At 68.4% G+C, this 19,923-nt stretch carries 23 protein-coding genes; 20 read left to right on the top strand and 3 right to left on the bottom strand.

The window, feature by feature from the left end:
• The first annotated feature begins 104 nt into the window (after positions 1–104).
• From AX709_RS11915 to AX709_RS11820, 20 genes are all read left to right on the top strand, one after another.
• Entirely contained in the window at positions 105–371 is a 267-nt protein-coding gene (locus AX709_RS11915) for a helix-turn-helix transcriptional regulator (protein WP_066549548.1), read from the top strand.
• A gap of 6 nt (positions 372–377) precedes the next feature.
• On the top strand, positions 378–1,271 hold the full coding sequence (locus AX709_RS11910) for a replication initiator protein A (protein WP_066549546.1): 894 nt from the start codon (positions 378–380) through the stop codon (positions 1,269–1,271).
• A 235-nt stretch (positions 1,272–1,506) separates the two neighbouring features.
• Positions 1,507–2,028: a DUF2840 domain-containing protein gene (locus AX709_RS11905; protein ID WP_066549544.1), complete on the top strand. Its 522-nt coding sequence runs from the start codon at positions 1,507–1,509 to the stop codon at positions 2,026–2,028.
• Entirely contained in the window at positions 2,025–2,603 is a 579-nt protein-coding gene (locus tag AX709_RS11900) for a S26 family signal peptidase (RefSeq protein ID WP_066549541.1), read from the top strand. The genes AX709_RS11905 and AX709_RS11900 overlap by 4 nt, the downstream gene beginning before the upstream one ends.
• Positions 2,584–2,916 carry a DUF736 domain-containing protein gene (locus AX709_RS11895; protein ID WP_066549539.1) on the top strand — a complete coding sequence of 111 codons (333 nt, stop codon included), beginning with the start codon at positions 2,584–2,586 and terminating at the stop codon, positions 2,914–2,916. Before AX709_RS11900 ends, AX709_RS11895 begins: the two co-directional genes overlap by 20 nt.
• Positions 2,917–3,105: 189 nt before the next feature.
• On the top strand, positions 3,106–3,822 hold the full coding sequence (locus tag AX709_RS11890; protein WP_231727511.1) for a lytic transglycosylase domain-containing protein: 717 nt from the start codon (positions 3,106–3,108) through the stop codon (positions 3,820–3,822).
• A gap of 259 nt (positions 3,823–4,081) precedes the next feature.
• Positions 4,082–5,812 (top strand): relaxase/mobilization nuclease domain-containing protein, encoded by a 1,731-nt coding sequence (locus tag AX709_RS11885; protein WP_066549534.1) that lies wholly within the window; start codon positions 4,082–4,084, stop codon positions 5,810–5,812.
• A 179-nt stretch (positions 5,813–5,991) separates the two neighbouring features.
• On the top strand, positions 5,992–8,022 hold the full coding sequence (locus AX709_RS11880; RefSeq protein ID WP_066549570.1) for a conjugal transfer protein TraG: 2,031 nt from the start codon (positions 5,992–5,994) through the stop codon (positions 8,020–8,022).
• Positions 8,019–8,438 carry a CopG family ribbon-helix-helix protein gene (locus tag AX709_RS11875; protein ID WP_066549530.1) on the top strand — a complete coding sequence of 140 codons (420 nt, stop codon included), beginning with the start codon at positions 8,019–8,021 and terminating at the stop codon, positions 8,436–8,438. The genes AX709_RS11880 and AX709_RS11875 overlap by 4 nt, the downstream gene beginning before the upstream one ends.
• 140 nt (positions 8,439–8,578) lie before the next feature.
• Positions 8,579–9,565: a P-type conjugative transfer ATPase TrbB gene (gene trbB / locus AX709_RS11870; RefSeq protein ID WP_066549528.1), complete on the top strand. Its 987-nt coding sequence runs from the start codon at positions 8,579–8,581 to the stop codon at positions 9,563–9,565.
• Positions 9,562–9,897 (top strand): TrbC/VirB2 family protein, encoded by a 336-nt coding sequence (locus AX709_RS11865; protein WP_066549526.1) that lies wholly within the window; start codon positions 9,562–9,564, stop codon positions 9,895–9,897. Before trbB ends, AX709_RS11865 begins: the two co-directional genes overlap by 4 nt.
• Complete coding sequence (locus AX709_RS11860) at positions 9,894–10,175, top strand: VirB3 family type IV secretion system protein (protein WP_012049878.1); 282 nt, start codon at positions 9,894–9,896, stop codon at positions 10,173–10,175. The genes AX709_RS11865 and AX709_RS11860 overlap by 4 nt, the downstream gene beginning before the upstream one ends.
• Positions 10,172–12,628: a conjugal transfer protein TrbE gene (trbE, locus tag AX709_RS11855; RefSeq protein ID WP_066549568.1), complete on the top strand. Its 2,457-nt coding sequence runs from the start codon at positions 10,172–10,174 to the stop codon at positions 12,626–12,628. Before AX709_RS11860 ends, trbE begins: the two co-directional genes overlap by 4 nt.
• Complete coding sequence (gene trbJ, locus AX709_RS11850; RefSeq protein WP_066549523.1) at positions 12,625–13,341, top strand: P-type conjugative transfer protein TrbJ; 717 nt, start codon at positions 12,625–12,627, stop codon at positions 13,339–13,341. The genes trbE and trbJ overlap by 4 nt, the downstream gene beginning before the upstream one ends.
• Before the next feature lie 8 nt (positions 13,342–13,349).
• A complete protein-coding gene (gene trbK-alt, locus AX709_RS11845; RefSeq protein ID WP_066549521.1) occupies positions 13,350–13,652 on the top strand; it encodes a putative entry exclusion protein TrbK-alt in 303 nt (100 codons plus the stop codon).
• Positions 13,649–15,034 (top strand): P-type conjugative transfer protein TrbL, encoded by a 1,386-nt coding sequence (gene trbL, locus AX709_RS11840; protein ID WP_066549519.1) that lies wholly within the window; start codon positions 13,649–13,651, stop codon positions 15,032–15,034. The genes trbK-alt and trbL overlap by 4 nt, the downstream gene beginning before the upstream one ends.
• Before the next feature lie 7 nt (positions 15,035–15,041).
• A complete protein-coding gene (gene trbF, locus AX709_RS11835) occupies positions 15,042–15,725 on the top strand; it encodes a conjugal transfer protein TrbF (RefSeq protein ID WP_066549517.1) in 684 nt (227 codons plus the stop codon).
• The gene (gene trbG / locus AX709_RS11830; protein WP_066549514.1) at positions 15,722–16,738 is read left to right on the top strand and encodes a P-type conjugative transfer protein TrbG; all 1,017 of its coding nucleotides are present in this window, start codon (positions 15,722–15,724) and stop codon (positions 16,736–16,738) included. The genes trbF and trbG overlap by 4 nt, the downstream gene beginning before the upstream one ends.
• Complete coding sequence (locus AX709_RS11825) at positions 16,735–17,955, top strand: TrbI/VirB10 family protein (protein ID WP_066549513.1); 1,221 nt, start codon at positions 16,735–16,737, stop codon at positions 17,953–17,955. The genes trbG and AX709_RS11825 overlap by 4 nt, the downstream gene beginning before the upstream one ends.
• Positions 17,952–18,173, top strand: a complete 222-nt coding sequence (locus AX709_RS11820) for a DUF2274 domain-containing protein (protein ID WP_017502075.1) — start codon at positions 17,952–17,954, stop codon at positions 18,171–18,173. The genes AX709_RS11825 and AX709_RS11820 overlap by 4 nt, the downstream gene beginning before the upstream one ends.
• A 17-nt stretch (positions 18,174–18,190) precedes the next feature.
• Here AX709_RS11820 and AX709_RS11815 read toward each other — a convergent pair whose 3' ends face one another.
• From AX709_RS11815 to AX709_RS11805, 3 genes are all read right to left on the bottom strand, one after another.
• Entirely contained in the window at positions 18,191–18,499 is a 309-nt protein-coding gene (locus AX709_RS11815; RefSeq protein ID WP_017502074.1) for a hypothetical protein, read from the bottom strand.
• Positions 18,500–18,501: 2 nt separating this feature from the next.
• A complete protein-coding gene (locus AX709_RS11810; RefSeq protein ID WP_017502073.1) occupies positions 18,502–19,443 on the bottom strand; it encodes a LysR family transcriptional regulator in 942 nt (313 codons plus the stop codon).
• A partial coding sequence (locus AX709_RS11805) for a TolC family protein (RefSeq protein ID WP_197418982.1) occupies positions 19,440–19,923 on the bottom strand: 484 nt, incomplete at its 5' end. The genes AX709_RS11805 and AX709_RS11810, both read right to left, overlap by 4 nt.

Below are 19,923 nucleotides of genomic sequence, written 5' to 3'. Positions count from 1 at the left end.
CCGGTCGCCCGCGTCCCCTTCTCCACATAGGGGGCATTTCGCCATCATTCCCTCCTGTCCGCCGGACCCCTTTTTCGGGGCCGGCCGTCACCAGGAGGATCATCATGGCCGAGCTTGTCGCCGCCACAACGCCACGCTATCTCAAGACGCCCGACGCGGCGATCCACCTCGGCCTCTCGGCCCGCACGCTGGAAAAGCATCGCTGCTACGGCACCGGCCCCGTGTTCCGCAGGCTCGGCGGTCGGATCGTCTATGCGATCGACGATCTCGACGCCTGGGCCGCGCTCGGCACCCGCCGGTCCACGTCCGATCCGGGCAGCGGCGTCGTCCATCCCGCCAAGCGCCTGCCCACCGATTGCGTGCGCCGCTGAGCACCGATGCCCACCGCACGCTCCCTTTCCGGCCGGTCGAGCGCCGAGCGCACGCAGCTTGAACTGTTCCGTTCCGTGCCCGGCGACCTCGCGCCTCGCGACGCGCAGGATTTGATGGCCTGGCCGTTCTTCTCGCTCGCCAAGGCCCGCCGCACCGCGCCCATCGACTTCCGCGTGGGCGCGACATGGATCTCGGTCGAGGCCGTGCCCGAGCACGGCATGGCGACTATTTGGGACGCCGACGTGCTGATCTGGGCGGCGAGCCAGCTCATCGAGGCGCGCGACGCCGGGCGGCCGACCTCGCGCCTCATGGTGACGACGCCGCACGAGATACTAGCCTTCACCCGGCGCGGCACCGGCAAGGCGAGCTACGAGCGCCTGAAAGCCGCGCTCGACCGCCTGCAATCCACGACCGTCGCCACTTCGATCCGCCAGCAGCATCAGCGGCGGCGCCATCGTTTCTCATGGATCAACGAATGGCGCGAGCTGGCGGACAGTAACGGCCGTGCGCTCGGCATCGAACTGATCCTGCCCGACTGGTTCTATGCCGGCGTGCTCGATCGCGCGCTCGTGCTGACCATCGACCGGGCCTATTTCGAGCTTACCGGCGGGCTGGAGCGCTGGCTCTACCGCATCGTGCGCAAGCATGGCGGGCGGCAGGAAGGTGGCTGGAGCTTCGACGTTCCGCACCTCTATCTGAAATCCGGGGCGCTTTCGCCGCTCCGCCGCTTCGCGTTCGAGTTGCGCGCCATCGTCGCCCGCCAGTCGCTCCCCGGTTACGTCCTGAGGCTTGAACATGCGCTCGGCCGCGACCGGCTCAACTTCGTTCCAATCGCACCAGATCCGTTCGACGCCGCCATGCACCGGGTCGGTCTCACGCCTGTGGAGAACTGGCCATGAGACTCGGACTATCGGGAACAGCCGGATTCGGACGATCAGGAACACCGGAGTCGGACTATCGGGAACGCGAACCCCTCGAAAACCCGCAGAAATCCGCGCAGAATCGGCCCCCTTCTAACTATGCTAATAGAAAAGAATCCTTCGGATTCTTGCTAACGCCGCGCGCGGCTGTGGACAGCGCCGTGCGCTCGGTCGCGCGCGCTCCTGAAAGCCGCACCGTCTCCGGAGAGCAATCGTGATGCCCGATCGGCCCAGCGGCCCTCGCGCTGGCGGTGCGCCCATTGCGTCCGCCCGCGACCGGCTCACCCATGTCGAATTGACCTGGATCGAAAAGAAGCTGGAGCACTGGATACGGTTCGGCCGGATCGCCGAGGATCGCATTCTGACCCGCCGAACGCGCGTCGCGGGTTTCCGCCCGGGCGCGATCTTTGCTTTCGTTCGGTGGGCCGCCAACGACTTCGGCACGATCAGCTCGCGCATCGACGTGGTGCGCGCGGTCGGCACGGGAGAAGCCTATACGACCTTGCCGTTCGTGCGACCGGGCGGCGACATCCTGCTCCATATCGAGAGCTGGCCGAAGGTCGCCCAAGTGCTCGCCGCGATCGACGCGGTGGAAGCGGCCGGCGTCGATCCCTGCGATGCGGCTGCCGACCATTGGCGGCACGTCCACAACCGCATCGCCGCCGGCCAGCAGCCGCGCCTCTACACGATCGAGCGCCATCACGCCTGGCTCAAGCGCCGGGAGATCGAAGAATGACGCGCCGTCGCTATGCCATCGCGACGGCTATCACTGCGTCCGCCTTCGCCACGGCCTTCGTCGCCATCGCCGTCGCCGATCCGCTCCCGCGCGTCATCTGGAACGCCAGCGCCAGCGCGCCGATCGGGCTCTATCGCATCCATCCCGATCGCGATCCAAAACTGGGCGATCTGGTCGCTGTCGCGCCGCCCGAGCGACTTTCCCGCTGGCTTTCGGCGCGCGGTTATTTGCCCGAGGGCGTGCCGCTCCTGAAGCATGTCGCCGCGAAGACCGGACAGCGCGTGTGCCGCATTGGTGCTGTGGTGAGCGTCGATGGCCAGTTCGTCGCCAGCGCCCGCGCGCGTGACGGGCGGGGCCGCCCGCTGCCGGTCTGGCGAGGTTGCCGCACGCTGCAACCGGGCGAGCTGCTGCTGCTCAATCCCGCCCATCCCGACAGTCTGGACGGTCGCTACTTCGGCCCGCTGCCGGCCTCCGCCGTCATCGGACGCGCCACGTCGCTCTGGCTGCGCGCGCCCTCCCCAACCCCTTCAACCCCCAAAGCCAAGGAGATCGGCCATGCAAACCAACATCTTTGAATCCACCGCCGACGGCTATGCCGGCCGCGTTCGGCTGTTCGGCATCAACGAAGCGATCGTGCTTGTCGCGCTCGATCCGAGCGACGCCGAAAATGCGCCCGATTACCGCGTCCACCTCGACGACGAGGACGGCCCCGAAGTCGGCGGCGCGTGGAAACGGGTCGGCGAACGCGCCGGTGACTACATCGCGCTTGAGATCGACAGCCCGCTATTTGGATCGCCGTTCCGGCCGGTGCTGTTCCGCGCCGATGATGATGGCCGGACGTTCCGGTTGTCGTGGAAGCGACCCAAGCCGCGCGATGATCGGAGTTGATCGGTGCTGTCCCCGATCATCCCTTTGTTCGCGGAAAGGCCGTCTCATCCCTCCGTCCCGCTCGGTCACAGGCCGGCCGGCGCGCGCAGCGAAGGTCAAGGGCGGCCCCCGGCCGGCGCATCGCGCGCACCCTTTGCCGGAGCGAGCACGCTGGCAGGCTGGCGGCGGAGCGGGGGCGGGTCGCCCGCCATGCTCGCGGTCCTGCTGCTGCTCTTGCCGGGCGCTGCGCCTGTCGCCGCGCTGGCGCAGTATGCGCCCGCCGAACGATCGGCCGCGCGCCATCCCTATGCTGTCCATGTCGCCGACGCAGCCCAGCACTTCGGCATCCCCGAGCGCTGGATATGGGCTGTCATGCGCGTCGAGAGCAACGGCGACTCCCGCGCGATATCGTCGGCCGGAGCGATGGGCCTGATGCAGATCATGCCCGGCACCTGGGCGGGCCTCCGCGCACGCCACGGGCTGGGGAATGATCCCTATGACGTGCGCGACAACATCATGGCGGGCGCGGCCTATCTGCGGGCGATGCACGACCGCTATGGCAATGCGACGGCGATGCTGGCGGCCTACAATGCCGGGCCGGGCCGCTACGACGAATATCTGTCGCGCGGTCGCCCGCTGCCCACCGAAACGCTCGCCTATCTCGCAAAGCTGGCGGCGATCATCGGCAGTTCGGGCGACAGTCAGCTTGCCGCCGCGCCGCCATCCGATCCCTTCGCATGGCGTCGTGCCGCGCTGTTCGCGGTGCGACCGGGGGCGCTTTCGACCGCGCAACCGGCTGCCGACCGGACGGGATCCGATGCGCAGCCGGAGCGACCGTCCGCCGACCACGCCGAGCTTGTGCTGGCCGACGCGCCCGCGCCATCCAACGGCCTGTTCGTCCCCCTTTCCGGGCGTTCTCCGCCATGAGCAGCTCTTGCGCTCTATGGCGTGTTCCCTCGCAGCCTCTCGCAGCGCCGGACGGGTGCAAGGCTCTGTTTTTGAAGGGGAAGGCTGGAGGGCAAGATAAAGGGCAGCAATGTGCGGAGCCCTTGCGCCTCGGTCGTGGCCTTGATTCTCAAGGCTTTCGGGCATTGCTGCGCAATGTGTGCGGATTGCCCGCACTGTGCGGCGCTGGGCGAACGCCAGCAGCCGTAAGGGTTTTCCGCACATTGCGGCCTGTCGCGCCATGAGCCGCGACGACGATTTCCGTATCCGGCCTGGCCGTATCCGCTCGCGCGGCAGCCAGCGAGCGCTCCCGATCATCGTGCAGGCGCTCGCCGCCGCCCAGCGGGCCGGCGGGCATGTCTCGCGGCGGGGCCAGATCGTCGCGCCGGGCCGCTCGACCTTCGGCCGGGGCCGGGTGGCGAGCGTCCGCGCGACCCACCGGCTCGGCCACCGATCGCACCAGGTCATCGTCAAGGCGCGCGTGGTCCGGCATGGCGGCCGGGCCTCCCTCGCGGCACACCTCAATTACCTGCAACGCGATGGCGTGACCCGCGACGGCGAGAAGGGTGTGCTGTTCGGCGCCGAGGCAGACGGTCTCGACCGCAATGAGTTCGCCGCGCGCTGCGAGGACGACCGGCATCATTTCCGGTTTATCGTCTCGCCCGAGGATGCCGAGCAGATGCGCGACCTCAAGGGCTTCACCCGCGAGCTGATGACGCGCATGGAAAAGGATCTCGGCACCCCCCTGGACTGGCAGGCCGTCGAGCATTGGAACACTGACAACCCGCACGTCCATATCATCGTGCGCGGCGTCGGCGAGGACGGGCAGAACCTCGTCATCTCGCGCGACTATATCCGCGAAGGGATGCGGGCGCAGGCGCGCGAGATCGTCACCCAGGAACTCGGCCCGCGCACCGACCTCGAAATCCGGCAATCGCTGGAGCGGCAGGTCGAAGCCGAGCGCTGGACCGAGATCGACCGCGACCTGTCGCGGACCATGCAGCGCGATGGGATGATCGACATGGCGCCGGAGCCTGGCGTCCGGCCGGACGGCGACCATGTGCTGCGAATGGGCCGGCTGCGCAAGCTGGAGCGGCTCGGCCTCGCCAGCGAGATCGCGCCCGGACAGTGGACGATTGCCGGCGACGCCCAGGCGGCGCTGCGCGAGTTGGGCGAGCGCGACGACATCATCAAGCGGATGCACAAGGCGATGAGCGACCGCGGCATCGACCGGGGCGCCGGCAGCTATGTCCTCGACGCCAATCCCACCCAGCCCGTTGTGGGCAGGCTGGTAGATCGCGGCCTGCACGACGAGCTGACCGGCAAAGCTTATGCGATCGTGGACGGGATCGACGGTCGCACCCACCATGTCCAGCTTCCCGACATCGAGGCGACCGGCGATTGCCGGCCCGGCGCGATCGTCGAGTTGCGCCGCTTCGAGGACCGGAAGGGCCGGCAGCGGGTGGCGCTCGCCGTGCGCTCCGACATGGACCTTGAGGCGCAGGTCCGGGCGCCGGGGGCGACCTGGCTCGACCGGCGCAACCTGTCGGGCGATGGCCATGACCTCGGCGGCGGCTTCGGGACCGAGGTGCGCGCCGCGATGGAGGCGCGCGCCGAGCATCTCGCCGACGAGGGGCTCGCGCGCCGGCACGGCCAGCGGATCATCTTCGCGCGCAATCTGCTCGACACGCTCCGCCGCCGCGAGCTGGACGCGACCGCCAAGGACTTGTCGGCCGAGATCGGCCTGCCGCACGCGCCGTCCAAGGCCGGGGAGTATGTCGCGGGCACGGTGCGCCAGCGCGTCACGCTCGCCTCGGGGCGCTTCACCATGATCGACAACGGGTTGAGCTTCCAGCTCGTGCCCTGGTCTCCGTCGCTCGACCGCCAGATCGGCAACCACATCTCCGGCGTCATGCGCGCGGGCGGCGGGGTGGATTGGTCGTTCGGACGCGGCCGGGGGCTGGGTCTGTAGGGCGGATCACAGAGATTCGGGCGATGGTCCGGCTATCGAGGGAATATCCGACCAATAACGTCGATCGCCCTGAGAATATAACAGGCCAAACTACGCTACTCCCTGTCTTTCTACGCTAGACTTTCCCCCATAATAACAGTGACTTGATTTGCTGCACGGCACGCATCGACTTCGATGCCATGTCGGCAACCAAAATCCTCTGGGGTCAGGTCTTCGCGGTCTTCCTGATCGTGCTCGCAGCCGTGTGGGCTGCGACGCAATGGACCGCCGCGGCGCTCGCCTATCAGCCCGAGCTTGGGGCGCCGTGGTTCATGCTCGGCGACTGGCCGATCTATCCGCCGCCGGCCTTCTTCTGGTGGTGGTTCTCCTTCGACGCCTACGCGCCGGAGATATTCGAGACCGGCGCGTTCATCGCCGTATCGGGCGGGTTCGCAGCGATCGTCGTCGCCATCGGCATGTCGGTGTGGCGCGCGCGAGAGCTGAAGAACGCCGAGACCTATGGCTCGGCGCGCTGGGCCACCCGCAGCGAGATCGGCGCCGCCGGGCTGCTGGGCGACAGCGGCGTCATGCTCGGCCGGCTCGGGCGCGACTATCTGCGCCACGACGGCCCCGAGCATGTGCTGTGCTTCGCGCCGACCCGGAGCGGCAAGGGCGTCGGCCTGGTCGTGCCGACGCTGCTCACCTGGCCGGGCTCGGCGATCGTGCATGACATCAAAGGCGAGAACTGGCAGCTCACCGCCGGCTTTCGCGCCCGGCACGCGCGGGTGCTGCTGTTCGATCCGACCAATGGCGCGTCGGCCGCCTACAACCCCCTACTCGAAATCCGCAAGGGCGCCTGGGAAGTGCGCGACGTGCAGAACGTCGCCGATGTGCTGGTGGACCCGGAAGGTTCGCTGGAGAAGCGCAACCATTGGGAGAAGACCTCCCATGCCTTGCTGGTCGGCACGATCCTCCATGTCCTCTACGCCGAGGCCGACAAGACGCTGGCGGGTGTCGCCGCCTTCCTGTCCGATCCCCGCCGGCCGATCGAAAGCACGCTATGGGCGATGATGACGACGCCGCATTTGGGCGAGGCGGGCGTCCATCCCGTCGTCGCCTCGGCCGCGCGCGAGCTGCTCAACAAATCGGCCAACGAGCGATCGGGCGTGCTCTCGACCGCCATGTCGTTCCTCGGCCTCTATCGCGATCCCGTCGTCGCGCAGGTCACGCGCACCTGCGAGTGGCGCATAAAGGATCTGGTCGAGGGCGAGCTGCCGGTGACGCTCTACCTCGTCGTGCCACCGTCCGACATCTCGCGCACCAAGCCGCTCATTCGCCTCATCCTCAACCAGATTGGCCGCCGGCTGACCGAGGACTTGAAGGCGCGGCAGTCGCGCCACCGGCTGCTCCTGATGCTCGACGAGTTTCCCGCGCTGGGGCGGCTCGACTTCTTCGAGAGCGCGCTGGCGTTCATGGCCGGCTACGGCATCCAGAGCTTCCTCATCGCCCAGAGCCTCAATCAGATCGAGAAGGCTTACGGACCGAACAACGCGATCCTCGACAACTGCCATGTGCGCGTGTCGTTCGCGACCAACGACGAGCGCACCGCCAAGCGCATCTCGGACGCGCTCGGCACCGCGACCGAGATGCGGGCGATGAAGAATTACGCCGGGCACAGGTTGAGCCCCTGGCTCGGGCATTTGATGGTCTCGCGTTCCGAGACCGCCCGCCAGCTCCTCACCCCTGGCGAAATCATGCAGCTCCCGCCCGACGACGAGATCGTTATGGTCGCGGGCATCCCGCCGATCCGCGCGAAGAAGGCCCGCTACTTCAAGGACCGGCGGTTCACGCAGCGGGTGATGTCGCCGCCCGATATGAATGTCGGAGGCGGCCCGCCGCGGCCCGACGACTGGAGCGGCCTGCCGCCGATCGAGGCGCCGCCGATGCCCGAGCCGATCGAGCATGAATCTCCCAAGAAGCCGAAGAAGAAAAAGGCCGCCAAGAAGGCAGATGCTGAGCAGGACGCCGCGAACGCCGACCTGCGCCGCGAGCCGGCACTGGAGCGCCATATCGACATTGCGCCCACGCCCAGGCCCGCGCCTGCCAATGAGTTCGAGCTGGACGAGCCCGACCCCGATAGCGACGCGGCGCGGCAGGCGACGGTGCGCCGCCAGATGCAGCGCGTGGCCCGGCAGGCGTCGCTCGATCCCGACGACGGCATCGAGCTATGAGCACCAAGACGCCGCTGTCGGTCTATCTCGACCCCGAGCTGATGCGCGCGCTCGCCGCCTATGCCGATCGGAGGGACAAGTCGCGCTCGCTGATCGCCGAGGCGGCGATCGCATCTTTCCTGTCGCCCGACGCCGATGAGCAGCGCGAGGCCGCCATCGCCAAGCGGCTCGACAAACTGGACCGGCGCATAACCCGGCTGGAGCGTGACACGGGGATCAGCGTCGAGATGATCGCGCTGTTCGTGCGCTTCTGGCTGTCGAACACCCCGCCGCCGCCCGAGAGCGAGCGGGCTGCGATGCGCCGTCAGGGCGGCGACCGCTACGACGCCTTCATGGATGCGCTGGGCCGCCGACTCGCGAAAGGTCCGAAGGTCAGACAAGAAATCGGCGAGGACTTTCCGTCCCAAGAAGAATGAGCTGACTACGCCAGTTCTTGTCTCTCTACGCTAGACTACGACGACCGCATTTACTTGTTGAAGCGCGGTCTTTTCTGTCTCTCTTGATGTGCCCCTGACGCCGGGCGGCGGTTCGCCCGGCCCTCACCAGGGGCTTTTTCTTGACCGTCCACCCGATCCGTTCCGAAGCGAAGTCACGCGGCGCGCGGATGCTGCGCACGGCGCTGGGTCCGTCGATCGCGGCCTGGCTCGACGATGCCGCCGTGATCGAGGTGATGCTGAACCCGGACGGCCGGCTGTGGGTCGATCGGCTCGGCGAAGGCATCAGCGACACCGGCATGATGCTGGCCGCCGCGGACGGCGAGCGCATCGTCCGCCTGGTCGCGCACCATGTCGGCGTCGAGGTTCACGCGAAATCCCCGCGCGTCTCGGCCGAGCTGCCGGAAGGCGGCGAGCGGTTCGAGGGGCTGCTGCCGCCCGTCGTCGCCGCGCCGGCCTTCGCGATCCGCAAGCCCGCCGTCGCCGTCTTCACGCTCGACGACTATGCGGCGGCCGGGATCATGTCGGCGGCCGAGGCGGCGGCGCTGCGCGATGGCGTCGAGACCCGCGCCAACATCCTCGTCGCGGGCGGGACCGGCAGCGGCAAGACCACGCTGGTCAATGCGCTCCTGGCCGAGGTGGCGAAGACCACCGACCGGATCGTCCTGATCGAAGACACGCGCGAGCTGCAATGCGCCGCGCCCAACCTCGTCGCCATGCGGACGAAGGATGGCGTCGTCTCGCTGTCCGATCTCGTGCGGTCCAGCCTGCGCCTGCGGCCCGACCGCATTCCGATCGGCGAAGTGCGCGGCGCCGAGGCGCTCGACCTCCTCAAAGCCTGGGGCACCGGCCATCCCGGCGGCATCGGCACCATCCATGCGGGGACCGCGCTCGGGGCGCTGCGCCGCATGGAGCAGCTCATCCAGGAAGCCGTCGTCACGGTCCCGCGCGCGCTGCTGGCCGAGACCATCGATCTGATCGCCGTGCTGGTCCGCGACGGGCACGGTCGCCGCCTCGCCGAGCTGGCTCGCGTCGAGGGGATCGACGCCGCGACCGGCGATTACCGCCTGACCCCCCTCGCACCCCCCAACCTCGGAGACGCACCATGATTCATGCCCTTCGGCATGGCGCACGCCGCGCCATGCTCGCCGCCACCGCCAGCATCATCGCGCTCGCCATCTCGGCGCCCGCCTACGCGGGCGGATCGTCGATGCCGTGGGAAGCGCCGCTGCAATCCATCCTCGAAAGCATCGAGGGGCCGGTGGCGAAGATCATCGCGGTCATAATCATCATTATCACCGGCCTGACCCTGGCGTTCGGCGATACGTCGGGCGGCTTTCGCCGGCTGATCCAGATCGTCTTCGGCCTGTCGATCGCCTTCGCCGCGTCGAGCTTCTTTTTGTCGTTCTTCTCGTTCGGCGGCGGGGTGCTGATCGCATGACGGGCGCGGCCGATCCCGTCGAGCCGATCGCCGGCTATTTCGCGCCGGTCCATCGGGCGCTGACCGAACCGATCCTGCTCGGCGGCGCCCCGCGCTCGCTCGCCATCGTCAACGGCACGCTGGCGGGCGCGATCGGCCTCGGCCTTCGCCTCTGGATCGCCGGGCTGGCGATTTGGGCCATCGGCCATGCGCTCTCGGTTTGGGCCGCGCGCCGCGACCCGCAGTTCGTGGACGTGGCCCGGCGGCACCTCCGCTATCCGGCGTGGATGCGGCCATGATGAGCCTGCGCGAATATCGGAGTCGCGCCGCCCGCCTGGCCGACTTCCTGCCCTGGGCCGCGCTGGTCGGTGAGGGTATCATTCTCAACAAGGACGGCAGCTTTCAGCGCACGGCCCGTTTCCGTGGCCCCGATCTCGACAGCGCCACGCCGGCCGAGCTGGTCGCCACCACGGCGCGGCTCAACAATGCGCTGCGGCGTCTCGGCTCGGGCTGGGCGATCTTCGTCGAGGCGCAGCGCACGCCCGCGCTCGACTACCCGGAATCGGCGTTCCCCGATCCGGTCTCCGCGCTGGTCGATATGGAGCGGCGCGAACAGTTCCGCGAGGAAGGCGCCCACTTCGAGAGCGCCTATTATCTCACGCTGCTGTGGATGCCGCCGGCCGAGGAAGCCGCGCGCGCCGAGGGCTGGCTCTACGAGGGCCGCTCGACCACCGGCGTCGATCCGTGGGAGCTGCTCAAGGGCTTCGCCGATCGCAGCGACCGGGTTCTCAATCTGGTCGAGGGCTTCGTGCCCGAGGTCCGCTGGCTCGATGACGCCGAGACGCTGACCTACCTGCACAGCACGATCTCGACCCGGCGCCAGCGCGTCCGCGTGCCGGAAACCCCGATGCACTTGGACGCGCTGCTCGCCGACGAACCGCTCACCGGCGGGCTCGAACCGCGCCTGGGCGATCATCATCTCCGCACGCTGACGGTCGTGGGATTCCCGAGCGTCACGTTCCCCGGCCTGCTCGACGAGCTGAACCGGCTCGCCTTCGAGTATCGCTGGTCCACCCGCGCGCTGATGCTCGACAAGACCGACGCGACCAAGCTGCTGACCAGGATCAGGCGACAATGGTTCGCAAAGCGCAAATCGGTCGCGGCGATCCTCAAGGAAGTCATGACCAACGAGGCGTCCACGCTGCTCGACAGCGACGCCTCGAACAAGGCGGCCGACGCCGATACGGCGCTCCAAGAACTCGGCGCCGACTATGCCGGCATGGCCTACGTCACCGCCACGGTGACGGTGTGGGACCGTGATCCCGCCATCGCCGCCGAGAAGCTGCGGCTGGTCGAGAAGGTCATCCAGGGCCGCGACTTCACCGTGATCCCCGAGGGGATGAACGCCATCGAAGCGTGGCTCGGCTCACTTCCCGGCCACACCTACGCCAACGTCCGGCAACCGCCGATCTCCACCATCAATCTCGCCCACCTGATCCCCCTATCAGCAGTATGGGCGGGGCCGGAACGGGACGAGCACTTCGGACAACCCCCCTTGCTCTATGGCAGGACCGAAGGCTCGACCCCGTTCCGGTTTTCCCTTCACCCCGACGGCGGCGATGTCGGGCACACGTTGATCGTCGGCCCGACCGGCGCGGGCAAGTCGGTGCTGCTCGCGCTGATGGCGATGCAGTTCCGCCGCTACGAGAACGCCCAGGTCTTCGCGTTCGACTTCGGCGGTTCGATCCGTGCGGCCGCCATCGCCTGTGGCGGGGATTGGCAGGATCTCGGCGGCGGGCTGTCCGACGACAGCGACGGCGGCGTCCAGTTGCAGCCGCTCGCCCATATCGACGATCCGGCCGAACGCGCTTGGGCGGCCGAATGGCTGGCGGCGATCCTCACCAGCGAAGGCGTCGCGGTCGATCCCCAGGCCAAGGAGCATATCTGGTCGGCGCTGGGCTCGCTCGCCAGCGCGCCGCCGGCAGAACGGACGCTGACAGGGCTCGCGGTCCTGTTGCAGAGCCAGCAGCTCAAGCAGGCGCTCGCGCCCTATTGCATCGGCGGGCCGTGGGGCCGGCTGCTCGACGCCGAGGCCGAGCGGCTGGGCGAGGCCGACATGCAAGCCTTCGAGACCGAGGGCCTGGTCGGCGCTGGCTCGGCCGCGGCGGTGCTGTCCTATCTGTTCCACCGGATCGAAGGGCGGCTGGACGGTTCGCCGACGCTCATCATCATCGACGAGGGCTGGCTTGTCCTCGACAGCCCGGACTTCGCCGCGCAGCTCCGCGAGTGGCTGAAGACGCTGCGTAAGAAGAACGCGAGCGTCGTGTTCGCCACGCAAAGCCTCGCCGACATCGAGACCAGCGACATCGCGCCGGCCATCATCGAATCCTGCCCGACGCGCATCTTTCTGCCGAACGAGCGCGCCGCCGAGCCGCAGATCGCGGCCATCTACGAGCGGTTCGGACTCAATTCCCGCCAGATCGAAATCCTCAGCCGGGCGACGCCCAAGCGAGATTATTACTGTCAAAGCAGGCGCGGCAATCGCCTGTTCGAGCTGGGGCTGGGTGAGGTCGCGCTGACCTTCGCCGCCGCGTCGTCGAAGACCGACCAGCTCGCCATCGCCGACATCATCGAGACCCACGGCCAGGCCGGGTTCGCGGCCGAATGGCTGCGCCATCGCGGCTGCGCCTGGGCTGTCGAGCTTCTTCCCCCCGATCCCCAACGCCAACCTCAGCAGGAGCTACCTCTATGACCGGATTCCCCCTGCGCCGCGCCATCCTGGCCGGCGTCCTCGCCAGCGCGGCCGTCGTGCCGATGATCGCGCCCATGCCGGCCTACGCGCAGTTCGGCGGCATCGTCTATGACCCGACCAACTACGCGCAGAACGTGCTGACGGCCGCGCGGTCGCTCCAGCAGATCAACAATCAGATCCAGCAAATCCAGCAGCAGGCGACGAGCCTCATCAACGAGGCGCGCAACCTCGCCAGCTTGCCACTTTCGACGGTGAGCACGCTTCAGCAGCAGATTCAGCAGACGCAGCAACTGCTCCGCCAGGCGCAGCGCATCGCCTACGACGTGCAGGACATCCAGCAGGCGTTCAACGGCCGCTACAAGGGCGCGGCGCTGACCGGCGATCACCCGCAGATGGTCGCCAACGCCAATGCCCGCTGGGAGGATAGCGTCGGCGCCTTTCAGGACGCCTTGCAGGTTCAGGCCGGCGTCGTCGGCAACATCGAAGGCGCCCGCACCACGATGGACAGCCTGGTTTCGGCCAGCCAATCCGCGACCGGCGCGCTTCAGGCGACGCAGGCGGGCAACCAGCTCCTCGCGCTGCAATCGCAGCAGCTCGCCGACCTCACCGCCGCGGTCGCAGCGCAGGGCCGGGCGCACGCGCTGCAATCCGCCCGCCAGGCGGCCGAGGAGGCCGAGGGGCGCGAGCGGTTCCGCCGCTTCATGGGCAACTGAGACGCCCGATGTCGCGCACGGCGAAGATCGCGGGGGTGGCGGCGCTGGCCGGGCTGATGATGACGGTGGCGATCGTCGCCGCCGTCCAGCCCGATGATCCTGCGCCCGCGCCGCCGCTTGTCCTGCCGGCGGACGAAGGCCAGGCCAGGCTCGCCCGCGAGCTGGATCGCTGCGCCTCGCTCACCATGCCGGACAGCGGCTGCGAGGCGGCCTGGGCCGCCAACCGCCGCCGCTTCTTCCGCCAGGACGAGCCCGCGCCCGCTATCGAGCGCGGCAGCGACACGGCGCCGGATGAAGGCGCCGCGCCATGAATGACACCGGCGTTATCGACAATTTCCTCAATGTTTTCACAGGCTACATCGACTCAGGGTTCGGCCTGCTCGGCGGCGAGGTCGCGTTCCTCTCAACCACGCTGATCGCCATCGACGTGACGCTCGCCGGCCTGTTCTGGGCGTGGGGCGCGGACGAGGACGTGCTTCAGCGCCTCGTCAAAAAGACGCTCTACATCGGCACTTTCGCTTTCATCATCGGCAACTTCGCGCTGCTCGCGACCATCGTGTTCGAGAGCTTCGCCGGGCTCGGCCTCCAGGCCAGCGGCGGGGCGATGACAATCGACGAGTTCATGAAGCCCGGCACGATCGCGGCGAAGGGGCTCGAAGCCGCCAAGCCGCTGCTCGATGCGGCGGGGCAGTTCTCCAGCCTTTGGGCCGTGTTCTCGAACCTCGCGCTGATCCTCGTGCTGCTGCTCGCCTGGGTGATCGTGGTGCTCGCCTTCTTCATCATCGCGGTGCAGGTCTTCATCACGCTGATCGAGTTCAAGCTGGTGACGCTCGCCGGCTTCGTCCTGCTGCCCTTCGCCTTCTTCAACAAGACCGCCTTCATGGCCGAGAAGGTGCTGGGCCATGTCGTCTCGACCGGCATCAAGGTGCTGGTGCTCGCCGTCATCACCGGCATCGGCACCACGCTGTTCAGCCAGTTCACCGGCGCGGCCCTCGGCCCCGCGCCCGACATCAATCAGGTCATGGCCATCGCGCTCGCCGCGCTGTCGCTGCTGGGCCTGTCGATCTTCGGTCCCGGCATCGCCAACGGCATCGTCTCGGGCGGCCCGCAGCTCGGCGCGGGTGCAGCGGCCGGCACCGCGCTGGCCGCAGGCGGCGCGCTGGTCGGTGGCGCGGCCGCCGCACGGCTTGGCGTGGGCGCCGCCGGTTCCGCCCTCGGCGCGGCTGGTCGGATGACCGGCGCCGCCGCGCGTGGCGGCGCTCAGATGGCGGGCGGTGCGACCAGCGCCTACAGCCTCGGCTCGCTGGGCAAGAGCGGCGCGGGCGCTGTCGCGGGCGGCGTGGCCGCGGTCGGCCAGGCGGCGGCGGGAAGCGCGGCGAGCGCCGTCCTTTCGCCGCTGCGCAAGGCGGCCGCCAAGGGCGGCGAGGCGATGAAGTCCAACTTCCGCTCGGGCGCCCGCGCCGGGTTCACCGCCACCGGCGGCACGATCACCGGCGGACCCGCATCCGCCACCCCGGCCGCCGCAACCGCTGGCGGTTCCGCATCGGCGGGCTCGTCGGCCCAGCCTGAATGGGCGGCCGCGATGAAACGCCGCCAGGCCGTCAGCCACGGCGCGACCGTCATCGCCCACACCATGAAGGCCGGCGACAGCCACGGCGGCGGAGCCGGTCCCGACATCAAAGAGAAGGACTGATCCTCCGATGTTCCGACGCCCCACCATCCGCTACGGCCAGACCCCCGAACCCACCACACCCTATCAGCGCGCCGCCCAGATGTGGGACGACCGCATCGGCTCCGCACGCGTGCAGGCGAAGAACTGGCGCCTCGCCTTCTTCGGCGCGCTGGCGCTCTCGGGCGGGCTCGCCGCCGGACTCGTCTGGCAATCGGCGCGTGGGCATATCGTGCCGTGGGTGGTACAAGTCGATCGGCTCGGCGAAGCGCAGGCGGTCGCGCCGGCCGAGGCCGGCTATCGCCCGACCGACCCGCAGATCGCATTCCATCTCGCCCGCTTCATTGAGCAGGTCAGGGCGATCCCGGCCGATTCGGTCATCGTCCGTCAGAACTGGCTGCGCGCCTACGACTTCACCACCGATCGGGGAGCGGTGGCGCTCAACGACTACGCCCGTGCCAACGACCCGTTCGCCAATGTCGGCCGGGTGCAGGTCGCGGTGGACGTATCGAGCGTCATTCGCGCCTCGCCCGACAGCTTCCGCGTGGCCTGGACCGAGCGGCGCTATCAGGACGGCAGCCTCGCCGCCACCGAACGCTGGTCGGCGATCCTCACCATCGTTGTGCAACCGCCACGCACGCCCGACGCGCTGCGCAAGAACCCGCTCGGCATCTTCGTCAACGCCCTCAACTGGAGCAAGGAGCTGTCGCAATGACCTGGCCATTTGCCCGCCATGCCGCCCGCGCGGCAATGCTGCTTTCCGCAACCGCGCTCGCCGGCTGCGCCACCACGTCCGCAAAGCCGCCGGCCATCGCCTATGACGATCCGCCGCGCGAGATCGCGGCCACGCCGGCTGCGGAACCGCCGCGCGCTGTCGAGGTGGTGACGATCCCCGAACCGCTGCCGCTTCCCGGCCAATTGAAGCCGATCGCGGCCGGGGCGGCGACTTCCGAGCCCGCCGATCCGCGCAGGCGTGTCGGTGCCGCCAACGCCGCCGCCCGCGTGCAGCCGGTGCGTGACGGCTTCCTCAACGCCATCCAGCAATATCCCTGGACGGACGGCGCGCTCTATCAGGTCTATGCCGCGCCCGGCCAGGTGACGGACATCGCGCTTCAGGAAGGCGAGCAGCTCGTGGGGCCGGGGCCGGTCGCGGCCGGCGATACGGTCAGGTGGATCATCGGCGACACGGTGAGCGGCAGCGGGCAGACCGCGCGCGTGCATATTCTCGTGAAGCCCACCCGCCCCGACATCGGCACGAATCTGGTCATCAACACCGACCGGCGCACCTATCACATCGAACTGCGCGCGACAGCTTCGACCTATATGGCCTCCGTCTCCTGGACCTACCCGCAGGACCAGCTCATCGCGCTACGCAGCGCCAATGCCGCCGCTGCCGTCTCGGCCCCCGTCGCCGCCGGCATCGACCTCGCCGCCCTCAATTTCCGCTACCGGATCGAGGGCGACCGCGTGCCGTGGAAGCCCGTCCGCGCCTTCGACGATTCCGCCCAGGTGTTCATCGAGTTTCCGGCCGGGATCTCGCAGGGCGAGATGCCGCCGCTGTTCGTGACCGGCGCGGCCGGCGATGCCGAGCTGGTCAATTACCGGGTGCAGGGCCGCTACATGGTGGTGGACCGGCTGTTCGCCGCCGCCGAGCTGCGCCTGAGCGACCGGCGCAGCGAGCAGCGCGTCCGCATCGTGCGTGACGACGGGCGCAGGGGGCGGCCGTGACCGATCCCGCCGGCAATACCCCGCCCGAAGGGGCCGCACCGCAAGCGCCGCGCGCCGACCCTCAAGCCTTCCAGCTTCGGGGCGACCCGCCCCGCGTCATGCGGCTTTCGCGCAAGGCGCTGGCCCTCATGGGCGTTGCCGCCGGCCTCGGCATCGGCGGCTCGCTGATCTACGCGCTCAAGCCGCCGGGCGAGAAGGAGGCCAAGGAACTCTACAGCACCGACAGCCGCGCCACGTCCGAGACCATCACCTCCGGGCCGCGCGACTACAGCCAGGCGCCGAAACTCGGCCCGCCGCTTCCCGGCGATCTCGGCGGCCCAATCGTCTCCGCCCAGCAGCGCGGGGAGAATGTCCCGGTCCCGCCGGTCGGTGCCCGGCCCGATCCGCGCGCCCAGGCCGAGGAAGCCGCCCGCCAGCGCGCCCAGCAGGAACGCGACGCCGCGCGCATGAGCGGCGTGTTCCTCGGCGGCAGCAGCGCCGGGGCCGCTGCGATGCCGTCCCTGCCGAACTTCGCAATGGCAGCGCCTGGTGCTCCTGCCTCACCGCAACCTGCCGAGACGGCGCAGGGCGACCAGGCCGCCAAGCGAGCCTTCTTGGCGCAGGCGTCTAATCAGCGGACGGTCAGCGTCGAACGCCTCGTGGCGCCGGCCTCGCCCAACATCGTGCAGGCCGGCAGCATCATCCCTGCCGCGCTCATCACCGGCATCCGTTCGGACCTTCCCGGCCAGATCACCGCCCAGGTAACGGCAAACGTCTATGACAGCCCTACGGGCCGCATCCTGCTCATCCCGCAGGGCACGCGGCTGATCGGCGAATATGACAGCGAGATCGCCGCCGGGCAGGCGCGCGTGCTGCTGGCATGGGATCGGCTGATATTGCCGGACGGCCGCTCGATCGTTCTCGAGCGCCAGCCCGGCGCTGATGCGGCCGGATATGCTGGCCTACAGGATCGCGTAAACCAGCATTGGGGCAATCTGCTGAAAGCCGCCGCCGTTTCGACACTGCTCGGCGTCGGCGCCGAATTGGGCGCGGATAGCGAGGACGAACTTACTCGCGCACTGCGTCGCGGCTCGCAGGACACCATCAACCAGACCGGCCAGCAGATCGTGCGTCGGCAGCTCAATGTGCAGCCGACGCTCACCATCCGGCCGGGGCATCCGTTGCGCGTGGTCATCACGCGCGACCTGGTGCTTGAACCGATCGGAGCGACACGATGACGAAATTGAAGTTGGGGCCGCTGGCCGACGATCGGCCGGTCAAGCTCTCCGTGGAGCTGCCCGCCGCCGTGCATCGCGATCTCGTCGCCTATGCCGCCGCGCTCGCAGCCGAGACCGGGGGAGCGCCGGTCCCGCCCGACAAGCTGGTCGCGCCGATGCTCGCCCGGTTCATGGAAACCGACCGGGCCTTTCGCCGGCACCGCGCGCAGGGGAAGTGAGAGCGCGCCGCCTGCCGTCAGTTGCCCATGAACTTCTTGAAGCGGTCGCGGCCTTCCGCCTCGATCACGGCCTGCTCGGCATTGGCGCACTCGCTGCCCCGCACCGAGCCTTCCGCGCATTGCCCCACGATCTCCCGTGCTTCATCGAGATGCGCCGCGAAATACTGCGTCCCGCGCGGTTCGGCCGGCTCCGGTGCGGCGGGGGCCGGACTCGCGAGGGCCGGCGCACGCTCGACGGGCATGATCACCGGGCGCAGCACGAAGCCCACGCCGAATCCGATGACCAGCGCGACCAGCACGATGAAGAGTGTCTTGCTTCGTGTCATGGCTATTTCTTTTCCGGTTGGTGATGTGATGGCTGCGGCATCAGAATGGGCGGCAGCGAATAGCGACCGGCCACGAGATCAAGGAAGCGCAGCAAGACGGGGTTGTCATTGTCTTCACGCCAATAGCCCGAGAAGCCGATCCGCATATGTCCATGACTGTCGTGGATTTCGCTGAACGTTACGCCTGGCACTTGGATACCCAAGGCGGATTCGGCGACAATCGAGAGACGCCCACCGAGCGCAATGGCGCTCAACATTGTCTCGCGTCCGATATCCTGCATGTCGATCTCTGGCATGCAACCGGGGACCCCAAGTTTGCCCATGAGGATGTTTCGGGTCTCTGGGCCGGGATCTCGTTCGGTCAGCAAAAAGTGTTCGCCGGTCAGGTCGGGCCAATGGATGCGTTCGCATTGGGTGAGTGGATGGCCTGCCGGCATTGCTACAAATATGCGCTCACTCCAGAAAGAACGGCTCATCAGACCCCGATAGGAGGCCTCCCCAATCATGATCGCGATATCGAGCAGGCCATTCTCGATCCCGGCCAACAGCATATCCCGATCGCGTTCAAAGCCGGATACTTTGACCTCGGGGTGGCGTTCGCCGAACTCGCTGAGCGTTGCCCGCAAGTTGCCGGCGGAGAAGGACGTATAGAAGCCTACGGCCAGCTTGCCGACGTGGCCGTTGTTCGTGGCGCGGACCCAGTTGTTCAGTTCCTCGAACTCCTTCACGATGCGCTGTGCCGTTCGCAGATAGGTTCTGCCATTCGGAGTCAGAGTGGCACCGCGGGTCTTGCGGTCGAACAGCGCCATGCCTAGCCGCTTCTCGATTTCGAGGACGTGTCGGCTGAGCGTTGCTTGCTTGATATTTATGCTGCGCGCCGCGCGACTGAAGCTACCGGCCTCGGCCGCCGCAATCAGGTAGCGGAGCTGGCGCAGCTCAATCACCGGGCTAACGGATCATCAGGCGGTGTCGTGAACTCCGTCCAGCCGCCACCCAGCGCCTTGTAGAGATTGATGAGATTACTGAGCCGCACCAGCTTGGAGCGGACCAAGGCTTGCTGTGACCCGTAAAGCGTGCGCTGCGCGTCGAGCAGGGCGAGGTTGTCATCCTCGCCTGAGTTGAGCCGCTGTTCCGCGAGCCTGTAGGCATTGCGGCTGGCATCGACCCGCTGCGTTTCCGATCGGATTTGGGCGTCCAAGGTTCCTTTGCCGGCGAGCCCGTCAGCCACGTCGCGGAAGGCGGATTGGATCGCCTTCTCATAGTTGGCGATTTCGATCCGTTTCTGCACGTCCGCGCGATCGAGGTTGGCTCTCAGCGCGCTGCCGCCGAAGATTGGAAGCGGCAGGGTGATGCGCGGCATGAAGCTCCATGCGCCCGACCCCGATGAGAACAGATCGTCGAGGCTCGCGCTCGCCGTTCCCGCC

Source organism: Sphingomonas sp. CCH15-F11 (assembly GCF_001557005.1).
GTDB lineage: Bacteria > Pseudomonadota > Alphaproteobacteria > Sphingomonadales > Sphingomonadaceae > Sphingomonas.
Note: the sequence above shows the minus strand (reverse complement) of the source record. Positions and strands in the feature narration are given on the sequence as shown.

What these genes read in the sequence shown, in the direction of transcription:
- AX709_RS11915 (WP_066549548.1), top strand. Translation starts at nt 105, where the DNA reads ATGGCCGAGCTTGTCGCCGCCACAACGCCACGCTATCTCAAGACGCCC.
- AX709_RS11910 (WP_066549546.1), top strand. Translation starts at nt 378, where the DNA reads ATGCCCACCGCACGCTCCCTTTCCGGCCGGTCGAGCGCCGAGCGCACG.
- AX709_RS11900 (WP_066549541.1), top strand. Translation starts at nt 2,025, where the DNA reads ATGACGCGCCGTCGCTATGCCATCGCGACGGCTATCACTGCGTCCGCC.
- AX709_RS11895 (WP_066549539.1), top strand. Translation starts at nt 2,584, where the DNA reads ATGCAAACCAACATCTTTGAATCCACCGCCGACGGCTATGCCGGCCGC.
- AX709_RS11890 (WP_231727511.1), top strand. Translation starts at nt 3,106, where the DNA reads ATGCTCGCGGTCCTGCTGCTGCTCTTGCCGGGCGCTGCGCCTGTCGCC.
- AX709_RS11885 (WP_066549534.1), top strand. Translation starts at nt 4,082, where the DNA reads ATGAGCCGCGACGACGATTTCCGTATCCGGCCTGGCCGTATCCGCTCG.
- AX709_RS11880 (WP_066549570.1), top strand. Translation starts at nt 5,992, where the DNA reads ATGTCGGCAACCAAAATCCTCTGGGGTCAGGTCTTCGCGGTCTTCCTG.
- AX709_RS11875 (WP_066549530.1), top strand. Translation starts at nt 8,019, where the DNA reads ATGAGCACCAAGACGCCGCTGTCGGTCTATCTCGACCCCGAGCTGATG.
- AX709_RS11865 (WP_066549526.1), top strand. Translation starts at nt 9,562, where the DNA reads ATGATTCATGCCCTTCGGCATGGCGCACGCCGCGCCATGCTCGCCGCC.
- AX709_RS11860 (WP_012049878.1), top strand. Translation starts at nt 9,894, where the DNA reads ATGACGGGCGCGGCCGATCCCGTCGAGCCGATCGCCGGCTATTTCGCG.
- trbE (WP_066549568.1), top strand. Translation starts at nt 10,172, where the DNA reads ATGATGAGCCTGCGCGAATATCGGAGTCGCGCCGCCCGCCTGGCCGAC.
- trbJ (WP_066549523.1), top strand. Translation starts at nt 12,625, where the DNA reads ATGACCGGATTCCCCCTGCGCCGCGCCATCCTGGCCGGCGTCCTCGCC.
- trbK-alt (WP_066549521.1), top strand. Translation starts at nt 13,350, where the DNA reads ATGTCGCGCACGGCGAAGATCGCGGGGGTGGCGGCGCTGGCCGGGCTG.
- trbL (WP_066549519.1), top strand. Translation starts at nt 13,649, where the DNA reads ATGAATGACACCGGCGTTATCGACAATTTCCTCAATGTTTTCACAGGC.
- trbF (WP_066549517.1), top strand. Translation starts at nt 15,042, where the DNA reads ATGTTCCGACGCCCCACCATCCGCTACGGCCAGACCCCCGAACCCACC.
- trbG (WP_066549514.1), top strand. Translation starts at nt 15,722, where the DNA reads ATGACCTGGCCATTTGCCCGCCATGCCGCCCGCGCGGCAATGCTGCTT.
- AX709_RS11820 (WP_017502075.1), top strand. Translation starts at nt 17,952, where the DNA reads ATGACGAAATTGAAGTTGGGGCCGCTGGCCGACGATCGGCCGGTCAAG.
- AX709_RS11815 (WP_017502074.1), bottom strand. Translation starts at nt 18,499, where the DNA reads ATGACACGAAGCAAGACACTCTTCATCGTGCTGGTCGCGCTGGTCATC.